The sequence below is a fragment of the Roseateles sp. FW305-36 genome, from assembly GCF_058787015.1.
On record NZ_JBYSZK010000001.1, the window covers coordinates 41,123 to 62,597 of the forward strand.

General features: G+C 69.1%; 23 protein-coding genes and 1 other RNA gene. 16 read left to right on the plus strand and 8 right to left on the minus strand.

Annotated features, from left to right (window positions below; all coding sequences use genetic code 11):
- The first annotated feature begins 10 nt into the window (after nt 1–10).
- From AC3WOE_RS00155 to AC3WOE_RS00170, 4 genes are all read left to right on the plus strand, one after another.
- Nucleotides 11–2,389 (plus strand): protein kinase domain-containing protein, encoded by a 2,379-nt coding sequence (locus AC3WOE_RS00155; RefSeq protein WP_492687473.1) that lies wholly within the window; start codon nt 11–13, stop codon nt 2,387–2,389.
- A 195-nt stretch (nt 2,390–2,584) separates the two neighbouring features.
- Complete coding sequence (locus tag AC3WOE_RS00160) at nt 2,585–2,953, plus strand: DUF4398 domain-containing protein (protein WP_492687474.1); 369 nt, start codon at nt 2,585–2,587, stop codon at nt 2,951–2,953.
- 18 nt (nt 2,954–2,971) lie between these two features.
- Entirely contained in the window at nt 2,972–3,907 is a 936-nt protein-coding gene (locus tag AC3WOE_RS00165; protein WP_492687475.1) for an OmpA family protein, read from the plus strand.
- Between the two features lie 25 nt (nt 3,908–3,932).
- Nucleotides 3,933–4,343 carry a hypothetical protein gene (locus AC3WOE_RS00170; protein WP_492687476.1) on the plus strand — a complete coding sequence of 137 codons (411 nt, stop codon included), beginning with the start codon at nt 3,933–3,935 and terminating at the stop codon, nt 4,341–4,343.
- Between the two features lie 131 nt (nt 4,344–4,474).
- Here AC3WOE_RS00170 and ffs read toward each other — a convergent pair.
- The 4 genes from ffs to AC3WOE_RS00190 all read right to left on the minus strand — a co-directional run bounded on the left by ffs (nt 4,475) and on the right by AC3WOE_RS00190 (nt 7,092).
- Nucleotides 4,475–4,572: signal recognition particle sRNA small type (gene ffs, locus AC3WOE_RS00175), an RNA gene on the minus strand.
- 10 nt (nt 4,573–4,582) lie between these two features.
- A complete protein-coding gene (locus tag AC3WOE_RS00180) occupies nt 4,583–4,969 on the minus strand; it encodes a SirB2 family protein (protein ID WP_492687477.1) in 387 nt (128 codons plus the stop codon).
- A gap of 13 nt (nt 4,970–4,982) precedes the next feature.
- Nucleotides 4,983–6,092 (minus strand): AIR synthase-related protein, encoded by a 1,110-nt coding sequence (locus AC3WOE_RS00185; protein WP_492687478.1) that lies wholly within the window; start codon nt 6,090–6,092, stop codon nt 4,983–4,985.
- Nucleotides 6,093–6,129: 37 nt separating this feature from the next.
- Nucleotides 6,130–7,092 carry a zinc-binding dehydrogenase gene (locus tag AC3WOE_RS00190; protein ID WP_492687479.1) on the minus strand — a complete coding sequence of 321 codons (963 nt, stop codon included), beginning with the start codon at nt 7,090–7,092 and terminating at the stop codon, nt 6,130–6,132.
- Nucleotides 7,093–7,182: 90 nt separating this feature from the next.
- Here AC3WOE_RS00190 and AC3WOE_RS00195 point away from each other — a divergent pair, with 90 nt between their 5' ends.
- Genes AC3WOE_RS00195 through AC3WOE_RS00215 form a run of 5 tightly spaced genes read left to right on the plus strand, consistent with a single transcriptional unit; the run spans nt 7,183 to nt 11,309 of the window.
- Entirely contained in the window at nt 7,183–8,073 is an 891-nt protein-coding gene (locus tag AC3WOE_RS00195; protein ID WP_492687480.1) for a LysR family transcriptional regulator, read from the plus strand.
- A gap of 42 nt (nt 8,074–8,115) precedes the next feature.
- A complete protein-coding gene (dnaX, locus tag AC3WOE_RS00200; protein ID WP_492687481.1) occupies nt 8,116–9,978 on the plus strand; it encodes a DNA polymerase III subunit gamma/tau in 1,863 nt (620 codons plus the stop codon).
- Nucleotides 9,979–9,992: 14 nt separating this feature from the next.
- A complete protein-coding gene (locus tag AC3WOE_RS00205; protein WP_492687482.1) occupies nt 9,993–10,319 on the plus strand; it encodes a YbaB/EbfC family nucleoid-associated protein in 327 nt (108 codons plus the stop codon).
- Between the two features lie 3 nt (nt 10,320–10,322).
- Complete coding sequence (recR, locus tag AC3WOE_RS00210) at nt 10,323–10,904, plus strand: recombination mediator RecR (RefSeq protein ID WP_492687483.1); 582 nt, start codon at nt 10,323–10,325, stop codon at nt 10,902–10,904.
- A gap of 12 nt (nt 10,905–10,916) precedes the next feature.
- Entirely contained in the window at nt 10,917–11,309 is a 393-nt protein-coding gene (locus AC3WOE_RS00215; protein ID WP_492687484.1) for an MAPEG family protein, read from the plus strand.
- A 1-nt stretch (nt 11,310) separates the two neighbouring features.
- Here the strand turns inward: AC3WOE_RS00215 and AC3WOE_RS00220 are convergent, their stop codons facing one another.
- Both AC3WOE_RS00220 and gloB read right to left on the minus strand, forming a co-directional pair.
- Nucleotides 11,311–12,885, minus strand: a complete 1,575-nt coding sequence (locus tag AC3WOE_RS00220; RefSeq protein WP_492687485.1) for a transglycosylase SLT domain-containing protein — start codon at nt 12,883–12,885, stop codon at nt 11,311–11,313.
- Nucleotides 12,882–13,679 carry a hydroxyacylglutathione hydrolase gene (gene gloB / locus AC3WOE_RS00225; protein ID WP_492687486.1) on the minus strand — a complete coding sequence of 266 codons (798 nt, stop codon included), beginning with the start codon at nt 13,677–13,679 and terminating at the stop codon, nt 12,882–12,884. The genes AC3WOE_RS00220 and gloB overlap by 4 nt, the downstream gene beginning before the upstream one ends.
- Before the next feature lie 39 nt (nt 13,680–13,718).
- Here gloB and AC3WOE_RS00230 point away from each other — a divergent pair, with 39 nt between their 5' ends.
- The 5 genes from AC3WOE_RS00230 to dcd all read left to right on the plus strand — a co-directional run bounded on the left by AC3WOE_RS00230 (nt 13,719) and on the right by dcd (nt 19,320).
- Entirely contained in the window at nt 13,719–14,423 is a 705-nt protein-coding gene (locus AC3WOE_RS00230; protein WP_492688464.1) for a class I SAM-dependent methyltransferase, read from the plus strand.
- 136 nt (nt 14,424–14,559) lie between these two features.
- On the plus strand, nt 14,560–15,036 hold the full coding sequence (gene rnhA, locus AC3WOE_RS00235; protein ID WP_492687487.1) for a ribonuclease HI: 477 nt from the start codon (nt 14,560–14,562) through the stop codon (nt 15,034–15,036).
- Nucleotides 15,037–15,073: 37 nt separating this feature from the next.
- Complete coding sequence (locus tag AC3WOE_RS00240) at nt 15,074–17,080, plus strand: amidohydrolase family protein (RefSeq protein WP_492687488.1); 2,007 nt, start codon at nt 15,074–15,076, stop codon at nt 17,078–17,080.
- Nucleotides 17,077–18,636, plus strand: coding sequence for an ABC transporter substrate-binding protein (locus AC3WOE_RS00245; protein WP_492687489.1), 1,560 nt, complete (start codon nt 17,077–17,079; stop codon nt 18,634–18,636). Before AC3WOE_RS00240 ends, AC3WOE_RS00245 begins: the two co-directional genes overlap by 4 nt.
- 117 nt (nt 18,637–18,753) lie before the next feature.
- Complete coding sequence (gene dcd / locus AC3WOE_RS00250; RefSeq protein WP_492687490.1) at nt 18,754–19,320, plus strand: dCTP deaminase; 567 nt, start codon at nt 18,754–18,756, stop codon at nt 19,318–19,320.
- 2 nt (nt 19,321–19,322) lie between these two features.
- On the opposite strand, the gene AC3WOE_RS00255 is transcribed toward dcd, so the two are convergent.
- Nucleotides 19,323–19,727, minus strand: a complete 405-nt coding sequence (locus tag AC3WOE_RS00255) for a YybH family protein (RefSeq protein ID WP_492687491.1) — start codon at nt 19,725–19,727, stop codon at nt 19,323–19,325.
- 41 nt (nt 19,728–19,768) lie between these two features.
- Nucleotides 19,769–20,254, minus strand: a complete 486-nt coding sequence (locus tag AC3WOE_RS00260; RefSeq protein WP_492687492.1) for an SRPBCC family protein — start codon at nt 20,252–20,254, stop codon at nt 19,769–19,771.
- 85 nt (nt 20,255–20,339) lie between these two features.
- Between AC3WOE_RS00260 and AC3WOE_RS00265 the strand changes: the two genes are divergently transcribed.
- Nucleotides 20,340–20,747 carry a cupin domain-containing protein gene (locus AC3WOE_RS00265; RefSeq protein ID WP_492687493.1) on the plus strand — a complete coding sequence of 136 codons (408 nt, stop codon included), beginning with the start codon at nt 20,340–20,342 and terminating at the stop codon, nt 20,745–20,747.
- A 9-nt stretch (nt 20,748–20,756) separates the two neighbouring features.
- Nucleotides 20,757–21,470: a sigma-70 family RNA polymerase sigma factor gene (locus tag AC3WOE_RS00270; protein ID WP_492687494.1), complete on the plus strand. Its 714-nt coding sequence runs from the start codon at nt 20,757–20,759 to the stop codon at nt 21,468–21,470.
- The last annotated feature ends 5 nt before the right edge of the window (nt 21,471–21,475 follow it).

Here is a 21,475-nt window from a genome sequence, read left to right on the forward strand (position 1 = left end):
AGCTCGCACCATGGCCGACGACCTGCCTCCCCAGCTCGGCCGCTTCCGGCTGCTGCAGCGCTTGGGTGAGGGCGCCCAGGCTACGGTCTGGCTGGCCCACGACCCGCTGCTGGACCGCGAGGTCGCCGTCAAGCTGCTCAAGGCCATGGCCGAACCCGGCAGCGTCGACGAGTGGCTGCACGAGGCCCGCGCCGTCAGCCGCCTGACCCACCCCAACATCGTGCCGGTCTTCGAGGCCGACACCCAGGGCGGCTGGTCCTATCTCGTCTTCGAATACGTGTCCGGCGGCACGCTGAGCCAGCGCCTGCGCGCCGGCCCGGCGCCCACTGCGGCCGAGGCCGTCACGCTGATGCTGGGCATCCTGGACGGTCTCACCGCCGCCCACGCCGCCGGCCTGGTGCACCGCGACCTCAAGCCCAGCAACATCCTCATCGACGCCCGCGGTCGGCCGCGCGTGATGGACTTCGGCATCGCCGCCCGCGTGTCCACCAACACCAACGCGCCGTCGCGCGTCGTCGGCACGCCCGGCTATATCTCGCCCGAGGCCGCACGCGGCGCGCCGCCCCATCCGCAGATGGACGTCTTCGCCGCGGCCGTCATGCTGGCCGAGATGCTGAGCGGCCAGCGCCTCAACCACGACCCCGATCCCTGGCGCGCCATCCAGCGCGTGCAGACCACCGACCTCGTGCTGCCTTCGGGCCTGGACAGCAGCGTCGATGACGCGCTGCGCGCCATCGTGCAACGCGGCCTGGCGCGCGAGCCGTCCGCGCGCTGGCCCAGCGCGGCCCTGATGCGCGACGCGCTGGCGGCCTGGCTGCGCCCGGTCGCCGAACCCGACGCCGAGGCCGAAGCCCCGGTGCTCGACTTCCTGCTGCGCCGCATGCGGCACAAGAGCGACTTCCCGGCGCTGACCGATGCCATCGGTCGCATCCAGCGCCTGACGCAGTCCGAGAACGAGAGCCTGGCCAGCCTGTCCAACGAGATCCTCAAGGACGTGGCCTTGACGCAGAAGCTGCTGCGCCTCGTCAACACGGCCCAGTACCGGCACACCGGCGGCGGGGGCATCAGCACGGTGTCGCGCGCCGTCGCGCTGATCGGCTTTGCCGGCATCCGCAACCTGGCCTTGAGCTTGGTGCTGCTGGAACGCATGGAGAACAAGAGCCATGCCAAGCGGCTGCGCGAGGACTATCTGCGTTCGCTGATGGCGGCGTCTCTGGCCCGCGAGCTCTGCCCCAACCCGCGCGAGGCCGAGGAGGCCTTTCTCGGCGCGATGTTCCATCACCTCGGCCGCTCGCTGACCGAGTTCTATTTCCCCGAGGAGGCCGATGCCGTGCGCCGCCTCGTCAGCCCCGCCGAGGATGGCCAGCCGGCCCTCAGCGAGGCCTCGGCCTCGGCCCAGGTGCTGGGCATGAGCTACGAGGCCCTCGGCCTGGGGGTGGCCAGGCAGTGGGGCCTGCCGGACAGCCTGCAGCGCGCCATGCGCCGCCCGACCGGCGAGCCGCCGCAGCGTTTGCTGGAAGAAGGCACCGAGCGTCAGCGCTGGCTGGCCCGTGCCAGCAACGACATGGCCGACCTCATCCTGAACACGCCGCCCGAGCAGGCCCATGCCAAGCTGCGCGCACTCGCGCAGCGGCATTCGCGAGCCCTCGGCATCAGCGCCGAGACCTTCGAGAAGGCGGCCGACACCGCGCGCCAGCATCTGGCGCAGACGACCGAGGCCCTGGAGTTGCACCTGCCGCGCGACTCCAAGGCCCAGCGCCTGCTGGCGCCGGTGACGCCGTCGGTCCACGACTCGCTGACGGCCCATGAGCTGGCGCCCACCCTGGTCATGGAGCGCACCCAGGATGCCCCGCCGCAAACGCCGGTCGACCAGGCCGTGCAATTGCTGGCCGCCGGCGTGCAGGACATCACCGACGCCATGGTCGACAACTTCCAGCTCAATGCCGTGCTGCGCATGATCCTGGAGACCATCTACCGCGCCCTCGGCTTCCGCCGCGTCGTCTTCTGCCTGCGCGATGCGCGCGGCCAGGCGCTGACGGGCCGCCTTGGTGTCGGCGCCGACGTCGAGCGCCTGGCGCCGCTGCTGCGCGTGGACCTGGCGACCCAGCCGCTGGACCTCATCGCCGCCGTCTGCCTGAAAGGCGCCGACACGCTGATCCAGGATGCGCGCGCGGACAACATCGCTTCCCGCATGCCGAGCTGGTTCCGCGGCGAACTCAAGGCGCAGAGCTTTCTGCTGCTGCCGCTGATGCTCAAGGGCTCGCCCCTCGGGCTGATCTATGCGGACCATGCTCAGGCCGGCGTCGTGCGGCTGGGCGAGAAGGAACTGTCGCTGCTGCGCACCCTGCGCAACCAGGCCGTGATGGCCTTCAGGCAGGCGACAGGCTAAGTCCAACGCCCCACCCGACAGGGGTGTAGGGCATGTCCCACAAGTCGTGAGGCCGCAGGCTGACCGCTGCCGCGCCGGCATTCCGACTGGTGACTCACGGGTCATCGCGAATACTGGATTTGCATCCAAAGAAGAACCCGAACCCGGCGGGGTGGCGATGCTGATCGCCGGGAATTGCAAACCACAGGAGTTCGTATGAATCCGCATCCGATGAAGGGCCGGGCTGTTCTGTTGGCGGCATTTGCTGCCGCAGCCCTGTCGGCGTGTGCCACCCACGGTGACCCACCCAAGGAACAGATCGCGGTGGCCAATTCCGCCGTCGACACCGCAACCGGCAATGCCGCCGAGGCGCCTGCGGAGTTGTCCACGGCGCGCGACAAGCTGGCCCGCGCCAACGCCGCCATGGCCCGCAAGGACTATGTGCAGGCGCGCCAGCTGGCCGACGAAGCGGCAGCCGACGCCGCCCTGGCCCAGGCCACGGCTCGCAACGTCCGCTCCAGTCGCGCGCTGGCCGAGGTGAACGAAAGCATCCGCCAGCTGCAGGCGCAGCTGAACCGTTCCTGATTCATCGAAAGGACAGCCATGAAGACCATCGCCCAACTGACTGCCCTGGCCGCCGCCACGGCCTTGTTCGCCGGCTGCGCCAGCGCCCCCACCGTCACGCCCGCCCTGCGCGAGGCCCGCTCCACCGTGCACAGCGCCGAGGCCGATCCGGCCGTGCTGAAGTACGCCTCGCTGGACATCAAGAAGGCCTCCGACTCGCTGAAGCGCGCCGAGGAACTGAGCGCCAAGCGTGAAGCGCCGGCCGACATCGACTCGGCCGCCTATGTCGCCTCGACCCAGGCCCGCACCGCCATGGCCATCGGCCGCGCCGCGACACAGGAAGAAGCCATCAAGGCAGCCGAAGCCGACCGCGAACGCGCCCGTGCGGACGCCAATGCCAACCGCGCCAACATGGCGCAGGCCCAGGCAGCCAACGCGCAGATCGCTGCGGCCAACGCCAGCGCCGATGCCAATGCGGCGCGCCAGCAGGCCGCCGCCGCCAACGCCGATGCCGCGAACGCCCAGGCTCAGGCCGCCAATGCCCAGGCCCAGGCCGCGGCCCTGCAGCAGGAGTTGAACGAGTTGCAGGCCAAGCAGACCGACCGCGGCATGCTGGTGACGCTGGGCGACGTGCTGTTCGAGTTCGGCCGCGCCGATATCAAGCCCGCCGCGCAGACGTCCATCGCCAAGCTGGCCCACTACCTGAACCAGCACCCGGATCGCCGCATCCTCATCGAGGGCTTCACCGACAGCGTCGGCAGCGACTCGGCCAATCTGACCTTGTCCCAGCGACGCTCCCAGGCCGTGGCCGACGCACTGCGCGCCCAGGGTGTGGACCCCACCCGTATCGCCACCCGCGGCTATGGCGAGGCCTATCCGGTGGCCAGCAATGCCAGCACGTCGGACCGCGCCATGAACCGTCGCGTCGAGGTCTATATCTCGAACGACAACCAGCCGGTCCGAGCCCGCGGCTGATGCCGCGCCTTTGAAGGAGATCACCATGAACCGATGTCACACCACCGCCTGGCTGGCCGCTGCCCTGCTCGCAATGGGCGGCGTCGCCCAGGCTGCGCCCAAGGCCAGGAATGTCGACCCGTTGCGCCTGCAGTACGAGCGCGAACGCGCCAACTGCATGACCGGCCAGACCAACCAGCCGCGCGATGTCTGCCTGAAGGAAGCCGGGGCTGCCCACGCCCAGGCTCGTCAGGGCAAGCTGATCTCGCCGAGCGACCAGCCCGACCAGTGGGCCAACAACGCCCTCAAGCGCTGCCAGGCCCAGCCGGTGGAAGACCGCGAGATGTGCGAGCGCCGCGTGCGCGAAGGCACGGTCACCGGCAGCGTGGCAGGGGGCGGCCAGCTGACGACGCTGGTGGTGCGCTCGACCGACATCCCGAAGCAGCCGGGTGGTTGAAGCCGGGCGGGCCAGCGGCCCGTCCCTTGCAAAACGAATCGGCCGGCCTCCTGATGCAGGAGCCGGCCGATGGCGTTTGTGTTGCCGCGCTGGCGTTCAGGCGGCAGAAGCCTGAACAGGAAGAAGGGGAGGGTGACGAGCCTTACCCCCGGCACTGGTTGCAACGCTTAGGGCTGCTTGGTTCCCCACCTGACCCGGTTGGGCGCGCTTCCATGCGGGGAGGCCCGTCGGGGGCCATTCTAACCGGGTAGGAACTGGCGGTTGATCGAAAGGTCCATTGCCAGGGCCAGCAGGGCCAATGCGGTGAGATAACCCAGCAGGTGCAGGCGAGCCTGGCTCATCGCCCAGTGGCCGCAGATCATGTAGCCCACGAGCGCCACGAGCTTCACGCCCAGCCACCAGTCACGCATGGGGTTGTAGCCGATGGAGCCCCACAGGCTCAGGCCCGTGACGACGAGGCAGGCGTTGACGCCGAACACCAGCACCAGCAGGCGGGCGTCTTTCGCAAACGCCTGCACCTGGGCCGCTCCGAACTGGACCAGCAAGCCGCGCACAAAAAACAGGCCCACACTGCACCAAGCCAGCAGCACATGCCACTGGATCATCTCGGTGTAATACCAACTCATGGGCGAGGCGCGTTCAGCGCAAGGCCAGGTCGTCTTCGCTGAAGCGGATGTTGAGCGGCTCGATCAGCAGCTGCTTCTCGCCGGCCTCGACCTTGCCCGCCACCCAGGCCTCGATGCCGCAATCGCGTGCCACCTGCGCGGTCCGCTCGGCGTCCTCGGCCTTGACGAAGATGGCGAAGCCGGCGCCCATGTTCAGCGTCGAATAGGCCTCGCGGTCGTCCTGGCCGGCCTGCTTCTGGATGAAGTCCAGCACGGCCGTCTTGGGCGGCACGGTGTGGATGCGGTAGGTCAGGGCGCTGGGGTGGCGCAGCAGCTTGCGCCAGCCGTGGCCGGTGATGTTGGCGCAGTAGTGGGGCGCGATGCCGGCCTTCCACAGCGCCTCGATGACGGGCGAATACAGGGCCGTGGGCGCCAGCAGGGCTTCGCCGTAGGTGACGCCGGGTTCGATCTCGGTCAGATAGCCCCGGGGCAGGCGCTCGGCCAGCTTGCGGGCCAGGCTCAGGCCGTTGGCGTGGATGCCGCTGGAGGCCAGCAGCACGATGGCATCGCCGGCGCCCAGCTTGTCGCCGACGGACAGCCGTTCCTTGGGGTTGATGAGGCCGGTGCAGGAGGCGGCCAGGTCGATGCGGCCGTCCTCCACGATGCCGGCCAGGGCCGGCGTCTCGCCGCCGCCCCAGGCGACCTGGCAGGTGTCGCAGGCGGCCTTCCAGCCGGCCACCAGGGCTTGCGCGCGCTGGGCGTCGCCGAACCAGTCGCTGCCGCCGGCGGCCCAGTAGGCCTGCACGACCAGGGGCGTGGCGCCGACCGTGATCAGGTCGTTGACCGCCATGGCGATGGTGTCCTGGGCGATGCCGGCGAAGAAGCTCTTGCCCGTCAGCTTGGCCATCTCGTCGGCCACCAGGGTCTTGGTGCCCAGGCATTCGACGATGGAGGCGATGTAGAACGGCCCCACGTCCACGACATAGGCCGATTCGCCCCGCGAGGCCTTGACCTCGCTGAAGCCGTGTACAGCGAGGTGGGAGGCGGTGGCGGCGGCGGCGCGCTGGGCCGTGATCTTCAGCGGGTCGATCAGGTCGTAGTTGACGCCGGCTTGGTCGTAGGTGAGGGGGGCTTGCGAGGTCATGGCGCGGGATTATCCCCGGTGGCCCCGCGTTGGCGCCTCAGGCCACGCTCACGACGATCTTGCCGCCCGCGGTCTCAGCGTCCAGCAGCCGGTGGGCGGCCTGGATCTCGTCGAAGCGGAACACCGCCGCCGGCTGCGCGCGCAACTCGCCCCGCTCGGCCTGATCGATGAGGGCCTGCAAGGGCAGGTCGGCGAGTGGGTATTCGGCCGTACCGTAGACGAAGGCGCTGCCAAAAAAGCTCAGCTGCCGCCCGCTGGGCAGGTCACGCATGGGGTCGAACTCGGCCAGCGGCGCGCCGCCGCCGAGGAAGCCGGCCAGGCAGGCCCGGCCTCCGCGGCCGAGCCGGCGCAGGCTGTCGCGCAGCGTGGAGGTGCCGATCAGGTCCAGCACGGCGTCCAGCCCTTGCAGGGCGTCGACGCCTTCCGCCGTGAAGGCGGCGCTGGCGCCCAGTGCGGTGACCCGGTCCGTGCTCTGCGGGCTGCGAACCTGGGCCAGCACGACGGCGCCGGCGCGGGACGCGAGTTCGACGGCGGCCTGGCCCAGCGCCGATCCGGCGCCGCGCACCAGCAGCCGCTCGCCCGGCTGCAGTGACAGGTTGTCGTGCAGGCAGCTCCAGGCCGTGGCATAGGTTTCCGGCAGGCTGGCCAGCCGGGACCAGTCCAGGCGGGTCTGCACGGCGACGACGTTGCTGGCCGGCACGCAGACCTTCTCCGCGTAGCTGCCGGCGCGGCTGCGGCCCAGGCCGCCCATCAGCGCGATGACGGTCTGGCCACGATCAAGCCGGCCGCTCGGGTCCGCCTCGACGCTGCCGACGCATTCGATGCCGGAGATGGCTGCGACCTCGCCCCACAGGCCTTGCCTGAAGTACTGCTCGGCTCGGTTCAGGCCAAAGGCGCGCACGCGCACCAGCACCTCGCCGACGGCGGGCTCGGGATCGGGGACGGTCTGGATGAGGAGTTGCTCCGGGCCGCCGTACTGCTGTCTGACGATCGCTCTCAAGGGTCTTCCTTCAGGTGATGGGTGAGGTCCTCAGCGTAGGAAACGAGATGTTTTAAGGAAATTAAATAGTTGTGGCTCAGAATGTCATGAATGCAGACAGTTCACTTCACCTTGCAGGAGCTGCAATGCCTCGACGCCGTCGTGTCCGAGGGCAGCTTCCAGGCTGCGGCCGCCAAGCTCGGGCGCAGCCACCCGGCGGTGCATGCCGCCGTCGGCAGCCTGGAGCGCGGCACGGGCTTGGCGCTGCTGGACCGCGAGGGCTATCGCGCCCGGCTGACGGCCGCCGGCACGGCCTTCCACCGCCAGGCGGCCGAGGTGCTGGCGCGGGCCGGTGGCCTGGAGACCCTGGCGCGGCAGCTCGTGCAGGGCGATGAGTCCGACCTGAGCGTGGTGGTCGGCGACCTGACGCCGTCGGCGCCGGTGCTGCGTCATCTGAAGAAGTTCTTCGCCGCCAGCCCCGGCACGCGGCTGCACCTGCATTTCGAGGCCCTCAGCGGCCCCTGGCAACGCCTGCTGGCCGACGAGGCCGACCTGATCGTCCACCACGTCGACAAGTCCGACACGCGCTTTGAATGGCTGGACCTGCAGGCCGTCACGCTGGTGCCAGTCGCGGCGCGCGGCTATCTGCCCTTCGAGCCCGGCGCCCAGCTGCGTCCCGAGCAGATGAAGTCGCTGGTGCAGGTCGTCATTCGCGACTCGGCCGGTACGCCGGGGCGCGACTACTTCCTGATCCCTGGCGCCCCCAGCTGGACCGTGGCCGACCAGCAGACCAAGAAGGACCTGATCCTGAACGGCATGGGCTGGGGGCATATGCCGCTGCACCTGGTCGACAAGGATCTGCGCGCCGGGCGGCTGGTCTCGCTGGAAGGGCGGCATTTCAAGCGCTCGCGGCTGGACATCGTCGTCGCCCGGCGCCGCGGCCGCGCGATCGGCGCCGTGGCCGAGGCGCTCTGGCAGTCCTTCGCCGGGCTGGCACGCTGACCTGGCCGGGCGGTCTCTCCGCCCTCTCTAGAATCGCCGCCCATGAGTTATCAGGTCCTGGCCCGCAAATACCGTCCGCAGAGTTTCGAGCAGCTCGTCGGCCAGGAGCATGTCGTGCAAGCCCTGGCCAATGCCCTGACGCAAGGCCGGCTGCACCACGCCTATCTGTTCACCGGCACCCGCGGCGTCGGCAAGACGACGGTGTCGCGCATCCTGGCCAAGAGCCTGAACTGCACCGGGCCCGACGGCACGGGCGGCATCACGGCCCAGCCCTGCGGCGTCTGCCCGGCCTGCCGGGACATCGATGCCGGCCGCTTCGTCGACTATGTGGAGCTGGACGCGGCCTCCAACCGTGGCGTCGAGGAGATCTCGCAGCTGCTGGACCAGGCGGTCTACAAGCCGGTCGTCGGGCGCTTCAAGGTCTACATGATCGACGAAGTGCACATGCTCTCGAACACCGCCTTCAACGCGATGCTGAAGACGCTGGAGGAGCCGCCCGACTACCTGAAGTTCGTGCTGGCGACGACCGACCCGCAGAAGGTGCCCGTCACCGTGCTGTCGCGCTGCCTGCAGTTCAATCTGCGCCCGATGGCGGCGGCCGACGTGCAGATGCACCTCACCAATGTGCTGGGCGCCGAAAGCGTGCCGGCCGAGCCGGGCGCGCTGCGCCTGCTGTCGCGGGCGGCGCGTGGCTCCATGCGCGATGCGCTGTCGCTGACCGACCAGGCGATTGCCTTCGGTGCCGGTTCGCTGAGTGAAGCCGGCGTGCGCCAGATGCTGGGCAGCGTCGACCGCGGCCATGTGGTGGCCATCGTCGACGCGCTGGCCGCGGCCAGCGGCGAGGCCGTCGTGGCCCAGGCCGATGCGCTGCGTGGCGCCGGCCTGTCGGCCGCCGGCACGCTGGAGGACCTGGCCACGCTGTTCCAGCAGATGGCCCTGGCCCAGGCCGCGCCTGCCGCCCTGGACGACAGCGACAACGAGACGGCCGAGATCCGCCGCCTCGCCGCTGCGCTGCCGGCCGACGAGATCCAGCTGATGTACAGCATGGCCCTGCACGGCCGCGCCGAGCTGCATCTGGCACCCGACGAATACGCGGGCCTCCTGATGGTGCTGCTGCGCATGCTGGCCTTCCGCCCGGCCGGCACCCAGCCCAAGGCCATCAAGGCTGCGGCCCTGGTGAGGCCGCCGGCAGTCGCCAAGGCCGTCGTCGCCGTGCCGTTGCCCAAGCTGGCGCCGCCGGTCGTTGCAGCTGTCGCCGCACCCGTCGCCGCCCCCAAGGTGCTTGAACCGGCTCCCGTGGCGGCAACGCCTGCCGTGGCCGAGCCTGCGGCGCCCAAGCTGAGCGATCGCCTGCGTCCCAAGCCCGTCGAAGCCGTGGCCGAGGAAGAGGCCATGGACCCGGACGGCCCACCGCCCGACGACGCGCCGCCGCCGTGGATGGACGCGGATGACGCGCCCGCCGCAGTGGCCGCAACCGCCCGCGAGCCCGAGGCGCCGCGCCGTGCCGAGCTGCGCGAGACGCCCGAGGGCGCGCAATGGGCCGAACGCATCGCGGAGATCAATCTTGTCGGCATGACCGGTGAGCTGGCCCGTCAGGCCCAGGCCCTGGGCTGCACGACCGTCGAAGGCCGCGAGGTCTGGAAGCTGCGCGTCGAGCGCGAATCGCTGCGGGCACCGGCCCTGGTCAGCAAGCTCGAGGCGGCGCTGGACGCCAGGCTCGACATCGAGGTTGGCGTCGCCGAAGACTCTATCGCCCTGCGCACGGTGGCCCGTGCCGAGGCCCAGCAACGCGCGGCCGAGGACCTGGCCGCCCAGCATCCGATGACGCGGACGCTGCTTTCCCAATTCCCGTCGGCACGCATCCTGCCGGGCTCCGTGCAGCCCGTGCTGACTCCCACTCCCTAGACAAGGACACGATCATGATGAAGGGCCAACTCGCCGGCTTGATGAAGCAAGCCCAGGCGATGCAGGACAACCTGAAGAAGGCGCAGGACGAACTCGCCAACATCGAAGTCGAGGGCCAGAGCGGCGCCGGCCTCGTCAAGGTGGTGATGACCTGCAAGCACGAGGTCCGCCGCGTCACCATCGACCCCAGCCTGCTGGCCGATGACAAGGACATGCTGGAAGACCTCGTCGCTGCGGCCTTCAACGACGCAGCGCGCCGTGCCGAGCAGACCAGTTCCGAGAAGATGGGCAAGCTGACCCAGGGCATGCCCCTGCCGCCCGGCATGAAATTCCCCTTCTGAACCTTGACGGCGCTCGAGACCCTCATCGAGGCGCTCAAGCGCCTGCCCGGCGTTGGCCAGAAATCGGCCCAGCGCATGGCCTACCACCTGCTGCAACACGACAGGTTGGCCATGCCGCGCCTGGCCGAGGCGCTCACGTCGGCCGGCGAGCGCATCAAGCATTGCGAGCGCTGCCACACCTTCAGCGAGACGCCGATCTGCAGCGTCTGCGCCGATGCCGAGCGCGACGCGCGCCTGCTCTGTGTGGTCGAGACGCCGGCCGACCAGGCGGCGCTGGAGCGCACCGCCTCCTACCGCGGCTACTACTTCGTGCTGCTGGGCCGTCTGAGCCCGCTCGACGGCGTCGGCACGCGCCAGATCGGCGCGCCCGAACTGCTGGCGCGGGCGAGCGAGGAGGGCGTCGATGAGGTCATCCTCGCCACCAGCTTCACTGCCGAGGGCGAGGCTACCGCCCATGTGCTGGCCGAGGCGCTGCGCGCGCGCGGCATCAAGTCGACGCGGCTCGCGCGCGGCGTGCCGGTGGGCAGCGAACTCGAATATGTGGACCTGGGCACCATTGCCCATGCGCTCAGCGATCGGCGCTGAGGAGGAGATCCGATGACGATTGCCCAGTTCTGCCTGCTTGTGGTTTGCCTGCTGCCCATGGGCTGCGCCCTGATGGCCAAGTCCAAGGGCTTCGGCAAGCGCCGGCGCGAGGGCGGCTTCGACAACAACCAGCCGCGTGAGTGGCTGGCGAAGCTGGACGGCTGGCAGGCGCGCGCCAATGCGGCCCAGGCCAACAGCTGGGAGGCTCTGCCGATCTTCATCGCCGGGCTCTTTGTCGCGTCTCAGCACCAGGCGGCTCAATCGACCGTGGACCTGCTGGCCCTGGGCTTCCTGGCCCTGCGCCTGGGCTTCATCGCGGCCTATGTGGCCGACAAGGCGTCGCTGCGCTCCACGCTGTGGATCGCAGGCCTGGCGGCCTGCGTGGCGCTGTTCCTGGTTCGCTAGCTCAGGGCGCCGCCGCTGCCACCACGGTGCGGCCCTTGCCGGCCACCTTGGCCTTGGGCTGCGGCTTGGCTGCGGCAACCTTCACGGGCTTGGCCGGTGCCGTCGTGTTCTTGGCCACGGGTGCCTTGGCGGGCGTGTTGGCGGTGTAGACGACGATGGCCTGGCCCGGCTTGAAGCGGCCGTTGGCGGCCAGCTTGTTCCACTGCGCGACCTGCTCGGTCTTGACCTTGTAGCGCGCGGCGATGCTGGCCACGGTGTCTGCCTTGCCCGCCTTCAGGCTGACGCGGCGCAGCGACGGCGCGTCGGGGGCGAGGTTGAGGCTGGCGTTGTCGGCCAGGCGCTCGGAGACGTCGGCCAGGATGTTTTCGCCGCGCGGCACCAGCAGCGTGGAGCCGCCCTTCACGAGCATCTTGGGCGGGATCTTGTTGATGTCGCGCAGCAGGGCTTCGCTCATGCCATTGCGCCTGGCGGCCTCGCCCGGGCTCATGGTCTTGGGCACGACCCAGGCCGTCCAGCTGGCCATGGGGCCGTTGTGGCGGGCCAGGTTCTCGGCGAAGGCGCTGGCCTGGTCGAACGGCAGCAGCACCTGGGAGGTGGCCGCGGCCAGGATGACCGGCTTGTTCATCTGCGGGTTGAACTGCTGGAAGGTTTCCAGCGAGATGCCGGCGAACTGGGCGGCCAGGGCCACGTCGATGTCGCGTTCGATCTTGACGCTGAGGAAGTAGGGGTGGTTGGCCACCACGGGCAGGGCCAGCGCATAGCGGTCGGGTGCGAAGACGATGTTCTTCACGGCCTGCAGCTTGGGCACGTAGTAGCGCGTCTCGTCGGGGATCTTGAGGCTGGCGTAGTCGGTCGGCAGGCCGAGCTTCTGGTTGCGCGCGACGGCCTTCTGCACATTGCCCGGGCCCCAGTTGTAGGCGGCCAGGGCCAGATGCCAGTCGCCGAACATCTTGTAGAGGCGGCCAAGATAGTCGAGGGCGGCGCGGGTGGACGCGAGCACGTCGCGCCGATCGTCGCGGAAGATGTTCTGCTTCAGGTCGAAGTCGCGGCCGGTGGCGGGCATGAACTGCCACATGCCGGTGGCCTTGGCCGACGACACGGCATGCGTCACGAAGGCGCTTTCGACGAAGGGCAGCAGGGCCAGCTCGGCCGGCATGTTGCGCTTCTCGACTTCCTCCATGATGTGGAAGAGGTAGCGGCTGCCGCGCGTCGTCATGCGCTCGACGTAGTCGGGGCGGGCGCTGTACCAGGCCTCGGCCTTGCGCACCCAGTCGTCGTCCAGGTCCTGCAGCTGGAAGCCCTTGCGCACGCGGGCCCACAGGTCGGCGTTCACGTCGGGACCGTCGAGGTCGATCTTCTCGCCGGGGCGCAGGTTGTCTTCCAGCAGCTCGGCGGCCATGGCGCGCACGGGTGCTGCCGGCGCGGCGGTTTCGGCCGTGACGCTGGCGACAGCGGCGGCTGCGGGAGGGGAGAGGGGGGTGTCGGGCGCAGGCGCTTCCGCGGGTGGGGGGGTGGTGGCGCAAGCTGCCAGCAGGACCGCGAGCAGCAGAGGCGAGAGTCGGTGAATCAGTGTCATCGGAATCCGTTCTTCCATTCGCGCAGGGTCGCGAACACATCGACCGGGCTGGGCGCGGCCGGGAGTTTCAGGGGCGCGTGGCGGCGGGCGGCCTCACGCAGAGCGGCTTCGGTACAGCGCAGGAAAGGGTTGATGCGAATCTCGTTGCCGATGCGGCCCGGCAGCGTCGGGCGGCCGGCGGCGCGCTCCGTTTCGCACCAGGCGGCATAGGTGGCGAGGGCCGCGTTGCCGGGGTCCACCTCGCGCGCGAAACGCAGGTTGGACAGGGTGTATTCATGGGCGCAGCAGACGCGCGTCTGGGGCGGCAGCGCGGCCAGCGACTGCAGCGAGGCATGCATCTGCGCCGGCGTGCCCTCGAAGAGGCGGCCGCAGCCGCCGCTGAACAGGGTGTCGCCGCAGAACAGCAGCGGATCGTCGCCAGGGACCTCGGCAGCGAAGTAGGCGATGTGGCCCGCCGTGTGGCCGGGCACGTCCATGACGGCGAACTTGAGGCCCAGCAACTCGACCGTGTCGCCGCCGCGCAGGCGCTGCACGGGCTCGGGCAGCTTCTCGTGAACGGGACCGTAGATGGGGCCCGCCAAGCGTGGCCGCAGCGCGTCGACACCGCCGACGTGATCGCCGTGGTGGTGGGTCAATAGAATGCCCGCCAGCGTCAGGCCCCGGGCATCGAGCGCCGCGGCCACCGGCGCGGCATCACCGGGATCGACGACGACAGCCTCGCGGCCGTTGTCCAGCAGCCAGAGGTAGTTGTCGTCAAAGGCGGGAATCGGCCTGAGCGTCCAGTTATGCGTCAATGGCGCCAACACATGACAGATAAAGCGCCGAGTATAGATTTGGCAGCCTGGTTGCAGACCCCGCCCGGCCGCCATCTGCTGGCCTGGGAACAGGCCCAGGTCGATGCGGCCGTGATCGACTTGTTCGGCTTTCATGCCTTGCAGCTCGGTTTGCCCGAACTCGACGGTCTGTTGACCAACCGCATGCCGCACCGCTGGCTGGTCGGCCGCGATCTGCTCTGCGACTTCGACGCCCTGCCTTTCGAGAGCGCCAGCCTGGACCTCGTGCTGCTGCCGCACGCCCTGGAACTGGCCTGCGACGCCCACGCGTTGCTGCGCGAGGTGGAGCGTGTGCTGCGCCCCGAAGGCCGGCTCATCGTCTTCGGCCTGAACCCGGCCAGCCTCTGGGGTTTGCGCCAGAAGCTGGGGCGCCTGAAGCGTCGCGGCGAGCCTTATCTGCCGCGCGATGGTGACTTCATCGGCTACTGGCGCATGCGCGACTGGCTCAAGCTCTTGAGCTTCGATGTCGAGGCGGCGCGCTTCGGCGTCTACCGGCCGCCGCTGCGCTCGGAAGCCTGGCTGCAGCGCTGGCGCTGGGTCGACGGCGTCGGCTCGCGCTGGTGGCCGGTGCTGGGCGCCGTCTATTTCATCCAGGCGGTCAAGCGCGTGCAGGGCATGCGCATGATCGGCCTGGCCAAGAACAAGCGCATGGCGGCCAAGACCGCGCCGGCCGTCGCGCTGAACAACCATCACAAAAGAAAATAGACCACCCCGTACCGGCTTCGCCGGCCCCCTCAAGGGGGCGCAGCTGGTGGCCCGGCAAAGCCGGTTCCACGGCTGCCGCTGAGTCGCTACCTACTGAGGGGCCATCAGGCCACCAGAACAACAACAGGTTTTCGCAATGACAGACAAAACGCCTTTGGCCATCAAGAAGCCCCAGGTCACCATCTACACCGACGGCGCCTGCAAGGGCAACCCCGGTCCCGGCGGCTGGGGCGCCTGGCTGTCCAGCGGCGGCCACGACAAGGAACTCTTCGGCGGCGAGGCCGGCACCACCAACAACCGCATGGAGCTGACAGCGCCCATCGAGGCCCTGGCCTCCCTCAAGCGCAGCTGCGACGTCATCGTCTATCTCGACAGCGAATACGTCCGCAAGGGCATCACCGAATGGATCACCAACTGGCAGCGCCGCGGCTGGAAGACGGCCGACGGCAAGCCGGTCAAGAACGCCGACCTGTGGCAGCGCCTGGACGCGCTGCGCAAGCTGCACACGGTGGACTGGCGCTGGGTCAAGGGCCATGCCGGCGACCCCGGCAACGAGCGGGCCGACATGCTGGCCAACAAGGGTGTCGCCTCCATAGCCCGGTCACGTCAGTAAAGTCCGCGCCACTCCGGTACCTGAAGGGATCGTGTCCATGAAGTTGCTCCCCCCGTTGATCGCGCTGCTGCTGGCGGGCGCCGCCCAGGCCCAGACCTACACGGTGATGTGCGCCAAGGTCAGCTGTGGCCACCTCAAGGTCAATGAGACGGCCACCCGCATGGAGACCGACCACAGCTACCGCAACAACGGCCGTGGCCCGGACCAGAAGGAAGTGCTGGAGTTCGCGCCCGACGGCGCCTGGCTGAGCTACCGCACCGAGGGCGTGTCCACCTACGGCGCGCGCATAGCCGAGTACTTCGAGTTCAAGGACGGCCGGGCCAGCTGGCGCTCACCCGTGGACCAGGGCGACAAGCCCGGCCTGGGGCGCGATCTCGTCTACTTGCCCGTGCAGGGGACGCCGGCCTGGGCCGGCCGGCTGGCCAAGACCCTGCTGCAGCGACCCGGCCATCGCGCCGGCGCCCTGCCGGTGGGCCAGATCTCGATCGAGCGTGTGCAGACCTTGAAGCCGGCCGGTGCCAGCTTCGAGGTGGGCCTCTACGCCATCGAGGGCTTCGACCTCGACCCCAGCTACCTCTGGTTGCGCGAGGACAACCACGGCTTGTTCGCCCAGGTCTCGCCGGGCTGGGGCGGCACGCTGCTGCAAGGCTTCGAGGCCGAGATGGAACGGCTGGCCGACGCGCAGAAGGCCGCCCAGGTCGCGCGGCTGCAGAAGCTCGCCGCCGAACTGCCCAAGCCTCTGCCCGGCCTCACCGTCATCGAAGGCGTGCGCTGGTTCGACTCGCAGGCCGCCGTGCTGCGCGGGCCGGCCGACGTCTATTTGTTCGAGGGCCGCATCGCCTTCATCGCCAAGCCCGGCAGCTTGGCCGACGCCGCGCCGGAGCAGCGCATCAGCGGCAAGGGCCGCACCCTGCTGCCCGGCTTCATCGACATGCATGCGCACCTGGACGCCAGCGCGCTGCTGCTCAACCTGGCCTCGGGCGTGACGTCGGTGCGCGACGTGGGCAACAGCAATGCCGACCTGGCCGAGTTGCGCGGCCGCATCGAGCGCGGCGAAATCCTGGGCCCGCGTGTCGCGGCCAATGGCTTCATCGAGGGCAAGAGCCCGTTCTCGTCGCAGGCCGACTTCGTGCCCGACAGCCTGCCCGAGGCGCTGGCCGCCATCGACTGGTACGCGGCCCATGGCTACCGCCAGCTCAAGCTCTACAACTCCATCCGCCCCGAATGGGTCAAGCCCATGGTGGCCCATGCACGGAGCTTAAGCCTGCGCACCGGTGGCCATGTGCCGGCCTTCATGACGGCGCGCCAGGCCGTCGAGGCGGGCTACGACGAACTGCACCACATCAACCAGGTGACGCTGAATTTCCTGGTCGGCAAGGGCGATGACACCCGCACCCTGCTGCGCTTCAACCTGGTGGGCGACAAGGCCGCCGACCTCAAGCTCAACGACCGCCGCACCCAGGACTTCATCGCCCTGCTGAAGAAGAAGGGCACCGTCGTCGACGCGACGATGACGGCCTTCGAGGCCACCTACACCCAGCGCCAGGGCCAGCCCAGCCCCAGCTATGTGATGGTGGCGGCCAATCTGCCGGCCGTCGTGCAGCGCGGCTATCTGTCGGCCGAGGTCGACATGGACGATGTCAAGGCCAAGCGCTGGGGCGCCAGCTGGAAGGTCATGATGGACCTGCTGCGCCGCATGCACACCGCCGGCATTCCGCTGGTGGCGGGTACCGACGCGACGCCGGGCTTCGCCTTCCAGCGCGAGCTGGAGCTCTATGTGCAGGCCGGCATCCCGGCCGCCCAGGCGCTGAAGATCGCGACCTGGAACGGTGCCAAGTACAGCGACCGCCTGAGCGAGATCGGCAGCATCGAACGCGGCAAGCGGGCCGACCTGGTGCTGGTGGACGGCGACCCGGTGGCCGACATCCGCGCCATCCGCCGCATCGCGCTCGTCATCAAGGGTGGGCAGGCGCTGTCGCCTTCGGCGCTGTACCAGACCATGGGCATCCTGCCCTTTGTGCCGTCGGCCGAGGTGGTCAAGTGAGGCGGCTGGCTGCGCTGCTGCTGGCCCTGCCGCTGATCGCGCAGGCCGACACCACGCTGCGCTTCTGCGCCGCGGGCAGCCCCAAGACCTTCGACCCGGCGATGACCGACAGCGGCATCGACCATGTCGCCCACCTGCCCATCTTCAGCACCCTCATTGAGGTCAAGCACGGCACCGACCAGCTCATTCCCGGCCTGGCCACCAGCTGGACGCTGAGCTCCGACGGACTGGCCTACACCTTCGAGCTGCGCCGCGGCGTGAGTTGGCACACGGTCGAGGGCTTCAAGCCGACGCGCGAGTTCAATGCCGACGACGTGCTCTTCACCTTCGGCCGCCTGCTCAGCCGTGACAGCGTGTTCGCCAAGGCCTTTCCGAACGTGTCGCCCTATGTCGTCTCCTTCGGCTGGGAAAAGCTCATCACCAAGGTCGAGAAGCTGGGCGAGCACCAGGTGCGCATCACGCTGGCCGAGCGCGACGCCTCCTTCCTGTCGGCACTGAGCTTTGCGTTCACGATGATCCAGTCTGCGGAGCTCGGCAACCAGCTGCTCAAGGCCGGCACGCCGCAGCGCATCGCGCAGATGCCCGTCGGCACCGGCCCCTTCCAGTTCAAGAGCTTCCGTGCCGATAGCGTCATCCGCTACGTGAAGCACCCGAGCTGGTGGCGCAAGGACGAGCGGCCGCGTGCCGACCAGCTGGTCTTCGCCATCACGACCGACGCCAGCGTGCGTGCCCAGCGCCTCAAGCGCGACGAGTGCGACATCGCCGCACCCGTCGGTCCGGCGGAGCTCGACGAGCTCAAGAAGGATCCGGCCATCAAGCTCGCGACCGCGCCCGGCATGAACATCGGACTGCTGGCCTACAACACCAAGCGTCCGGCCCTCGCCAAGGTCGAGGTGCGCCAGGCCCTGGACATGGCCATCGACAAGGGATCCATAGTCCGCACCGTCTACGGCGATGCCGGCACCCTGGCCACCAGCAACATCCCGGCCGCCAACTGGGCCTTCGACGCGACGCTGAAGGCAGCACCGCACGACCCTGCCAAGGCCAGGGCCCTGCTGGAAAAGGCCGGCGTGCTGCCGCTGAACATCACGCTCTGGGCCATGCCCGTCGTGCGCGCCTACAACCCCAACGGCCAGCGCATGGCGCAGATGATCCAGTCGGACTGGGCCAAGGTGGGCGTGACGGCGCGCATCGTCACCTACGAGTGGGGCGAGTACCTGCGCCGCATCGACGCCGGCGAGCATGACGCCGCCCTGAGTGGCTGGAACGGCGACCCGGAACCCGCCAACACCTTCGGCCAGCTCGCCTGTGGCTCGGCCAGCGGCAGCTTCTGGTGCAACCCGGCCTACGACAAACTGCTGGTCGAGGCCCGCCGGGCCCTCAAGCAGGAAGACCGCAAGGCCCTCTACGCCAAGGCCCAGCGCATCGCCATGCAGGAGCTGCCCTGGACCGTCATCGCCAACGGCCGCATCGCCGTGCCCGAGCGCGCGGCGGTCAAGGGCTTCATCCTGGACCTGGACGGCGGCATCTATCTCGACGGGGTTCTTCCCCGATGACAGCCCACCCCCTACCGGCTTCGCCGGCCCCCTCAAGGGGGCGCTGCCGATGGCCCGGCAAAGCCGGCTCCATGGCAGCCGTTGGGGAAGGCACCACGAATTTCTAAGAGGATCAATATGAGTATCAAGAGCGACAAATGGATCCGCCGCATGGCCGAGCAGCACGGCATGATCGAGCCCTTCGAGCCCGGCCAGATCCGCGAGCAGAACGGCCGCAAGATCGTCAGCTACGGCACCAGCAGCTATGGCTACGACATCCGCTGCGCGCCCGAGTTCAAGGTCTTCACCAACATCCACAGCACGGTGGTGGACCCCAAGAACTTCGACGAGAACAGCTTCGTCGACATCAACAAGGATGTCTGCATCATCCCGCCCAACAGCTTCGCGCTGGCGCGCACGATGGAGTACTTCCGCATCCCGCGCAATGTGCTGACAGTCTGCCTGGGCAAGAGCACCTATGCCCGCTGCGGCATCATCGTCAACGTGACGCCCTTCGAACCCGAGTGGGAAGGCTATGTGACGCTGGAGTTCAGCAACACCACGCCGCTGCCGGCCAAGATCTACGCCGGTGAAGGCTGCGCCCAGGTACTGTTCTTCGAGAGCGACGAGGTCTGCGAGACCAGCTACAAGGACCGCGGCGGCAAATACCAGGGGCAGGTCGGCGTCACCTTGCCCAAGGCCTGATCTCAGGCCGTCGCTGCGCGCGGCGGATCGCCGTTGGAGGCGTGGATGTGCACGATCTTCCAGGCGCTTTCGAGGCGCTGCAGCACCAGGCTGCGCCTTCCCACGGAACCATCGCCGCGCGGGAACTCGAACGTGACCAGGGCGGCGTCCTCGGCCAGCTGCAGGCGGTGGACGTTGCGCGGCCGGATATCGGGCCCGGCCGGCGCCTCATGCTCGAAGACGAGGCGGAAATGGGCCTCGACAGCTGACTTGCCCTCGATGAGGCTTGGCTGAGCCACGACCGGCGCGAACAAGCTGACCCGCTCGGCCAGGCAAGCCTTGAAGCCATCGAAGTCCAGCGTGTTGAAGGCGCGCAGAAAGCTGTCCACGACAGTGTCGACGGCGGGTGTCACGGTGTTCGGGTCCACGTCGGGTCCTGGCTGATGAGCCCGATCATGCTGCCGCCGTCTCAGCCGGCTGCCAATCCCAGATAGCTCTGCAGACCCAGGCGGCCGGCGCGCATCACCCGTTTGTGATTCCAACGGAACAAGGGCGCCAGCAGCGGCGCCGTCCAGCGCAGGATGCCTGGCGGCAGGGTGACACGCCAGACAAAGGTCACATCGGTATGCCCCCCCGCCTCCGGCAGGGCCTGGTGCAGCAGCCAGATGCCTTCGCCCGCCAGCGTGCCGGCGGCCCTGGCGCGCAGGCGCTCCTCACGCAGCACCTCGGTCACCTCCAGCTCCAACTGCAGGCGGTAGCCCAGGCCGGTGCGGAAGTGGATCTGCTGTACCCGGCCCACGCCGACCTCATCGCCGTTCTTCAGCCGCTTCACGCCCACGACGCCGGGCCACCAGCGCGGCCAGTGCTCGGTTTCGGTGATGGCCCGCCAGACGCGGGGGACGGGCGCATCCAGGCGCCAGTGGCTGACAAGGTCGAAATAATCGGTTTGAGACATGCAAAGGGGATACGCCGGACTACCCAGGGTAGATGCCGAGGTTTACGCTGCATCCGGAATTCTTCACGCTGCGTAGAGACCCTTCATGACCTCGCCCTCCGCCACCCCCGCCCAGGCCCGCGCCATCCGCCGGCGCCTGCTGGAGCGCGTGGCCGACACCGACGACAGCCACCTGACCGTGCCCGCGGGCTCGGTCGGGTGGCAACCGTTCGGAGAAGGCGTGCAGATCAAGGTCTTGCATGAGAACGACGGCATTCTGAGCTATCTGCTCAAGCTTGCGCCCGGAGCCCGCCTCGAAGCCCACCGCCATCCGGTGGACGAGGAGTGTCTGGTGCTGGAAGGGGTGCTCAAGGTCGGCAGCCAGATCGAGGTGGGCCCGGGTGGCTACCACCTGGCCCGCGCCGGCAGTCTGCACGCCAGCATCAGCACCGAGACGGGCGCCACCATCTTTCTGCGCGGTGCCGAGCCGCATGTGGACCAGTTGCTGGTCTGAGGAGACGCCATGACCCTGCCGCACCCGAGCGAAGCTATGGACGAGCCGCCCGCGCCGGCGCTGCTGTTCGACGAGGTCGAACCGCAGGACGCCGACCTGGAAGACCCCTGCGTCGTCGAAGCGGCCGCGCCCAGGCCCGGCTGCCCGACGTTGGACGACACCCAGCTCGCGGCCTGGATCGAGGCCATCGTCGACCATGACGAGCGCGCCCTGCTGGCCCTCTACGAAGCGACGCTGTCGCGTGTCTATGGCCTGGTGCTGCGCCTGGTGCGCCGACCCCAGCTGGCCGAGGAAGTGGCCGAGGAGGTGTTCTTCCAGGTCTGGCGCCAGGCGCCGCGCTTCGATGCCGGGCGTGGCCGTCCGCTGACCTGGCTGCTCGGGATGGCCCGCTCGCGCGCCATCGACGCCATCCGCCGCGAAGCCCGTTTCCAGCACGAGGAACTCGATGAGGAGACCGTGCCCCTGTCGACATCCACGTCCGAGTCCGGCGACGAGCTGCTGGCCGTGGCCCAGGGCCATGCCGAACTGCACCGTGCCCTGCTGCTGCTCAAGCCCCAGCCGCGCCAGCTCGTGGCGCTGGCCTTCTTCAATGGCCTGTCGCACGAGGAGATCGCCAGCCAGACCAGCCTGCCGCTGGGGACCGTCAAATCCCAGATCCGCCGCGCGCTGATCACGCTGCGTGAGGCTCTGGGCGACACTGGCGCGCATGCGCTGCTGGCCTGAAGGGA

What these genes read in the sequence shown, in the direction of transcription:
- AC3WOE_RS00215 (WP_492687484.1), top strand. Translation starts at nt 10,917, where the DNA reads ATGACGATTGCCCAGTTCTGCCTGCTTGTGGTTTGCCTGCTGCCCATG.
- AC3WOE_RS00185 (WP_492687478.1), bottom strand. Translation starts at nt 6,092, where the DNA reads ATGACCTCGCAAGCCCCCCTCACCTACGACCAAGCCGGCGTCAACTAC.
- AC3WOE_RS00265 (WP_492687493.1), top strand. Translation starts at nt 20,340, where the DNA reads ATGACCTCGCCCTCCGCCACCCCCGCCCAGGCCCGCGCCATCCGCCGG.
- AC3WOE_RS00180 (WP_492687477.1), bottom strand. Translation starts at nt 4,969, where the DNA reads ATGAGTTGGTATTACACCGAGATGATCCAGTGGCATGTGCTGCTGGCT.
- rnhA (WP_492687487.1), top strand. Translation starts at nt 14,560, where the DNA reads ATGACAGACAAAACGCCTTTGGCCATCAAGAAGCCCCAGGTCACCATC.
- AC3WOE_RS00160 (WP_492687474.1), top strand. Translation starts at nt 2,585, where the DNA reads ATGAATCCGCATCCGATGAAGGGCCGGGCTGTTCTGTTGGCGGCATTT.
- AC3WOE_RS00240 (WP_492687488.1), top strand. Translation starts at nt 15,074, where the DNA reads ATGAAGTTGCTCCCCCCGTTGATCGCGCTGCTGCTGGCGGGCGCCGCC.
- AC3WOE_RS00170 (WP_492687476.1), top strand. Translation starts at nt 3,933, where the DNA reads ATGAACCGATGTCACACCACCGCCTGGCTGGCCGCTGCCCTGCTCGCA.
- AC3WOE_RS00155 (WP_492687473.1), top strand. Translation starts at nt 11, where the DNA reads ATGGCCGACGACCTGCCTCCCCAGCTCGGCCGCTTCCGGCTGCTGCAG.
- AC3WOE_RS00220 (WP_492687485.1), bottom strand. Translation starts at nt 12,885, where the DNA reads ATGACACTGATTCACCGACTCTCGCCTCTGCTGCTCGCGGTCCTGCTG.
- AC3WOE_RS00195 (WP_492687480.1), top strand. Translation starts at nt 7,183, where the DNA reads ATGCAGACAGTTCACTTCACCTTGCAGGAGCTGCAATGCCTCGACGCC.
- AC3WOE_RS00205 (WP_492687482.1), top strand. Translation starts at nt 9,993, where the DNA reads ATGATGAAGGGCCAACTCGCCGGCTTGATGAAGCAAGCCCAGGCGATG.
- AC3WOE_RS00270 (WP_492687494.1), top strand. Translation starts at nt 20,757, where the DNA reads ATGACCCTGCCGCACCCGAGCGAAGCTATGGACGAGCCGCCCGCGCCG.
- AC3WOE_RS00165 (WP_492687475.1), top strand. Translation starts at nt 2,972, where the DNA reads ATGAAGACCATCGCCCAACTGACTGCCCTGGCCGCCGCCACGGCCTTG.
- dcd (WP_492687490.1), top strand. Translation starts at nt 18,754, where the DNA reads ATGAGTATCAAGAGCGACAAATGGATCCGCCGCATGGCCGAGCAGCAC.
- AC3WOE_RS00260 (WP_492687492.1), bottom strand. Translation starts at nt 20,254, where the DNA reads ATGTCTCAAACCGATTATTTCGACCTTGTCAGCCACTGGCGCCTGGAT.
- dnaX (WP_492687481.1), top strand. Translation starts at nt 8,116, where the DNA reads ATGAGTTATCAGGTCCTGGCCCGCAAATACCGTCCGCAGAGTTTCGAG.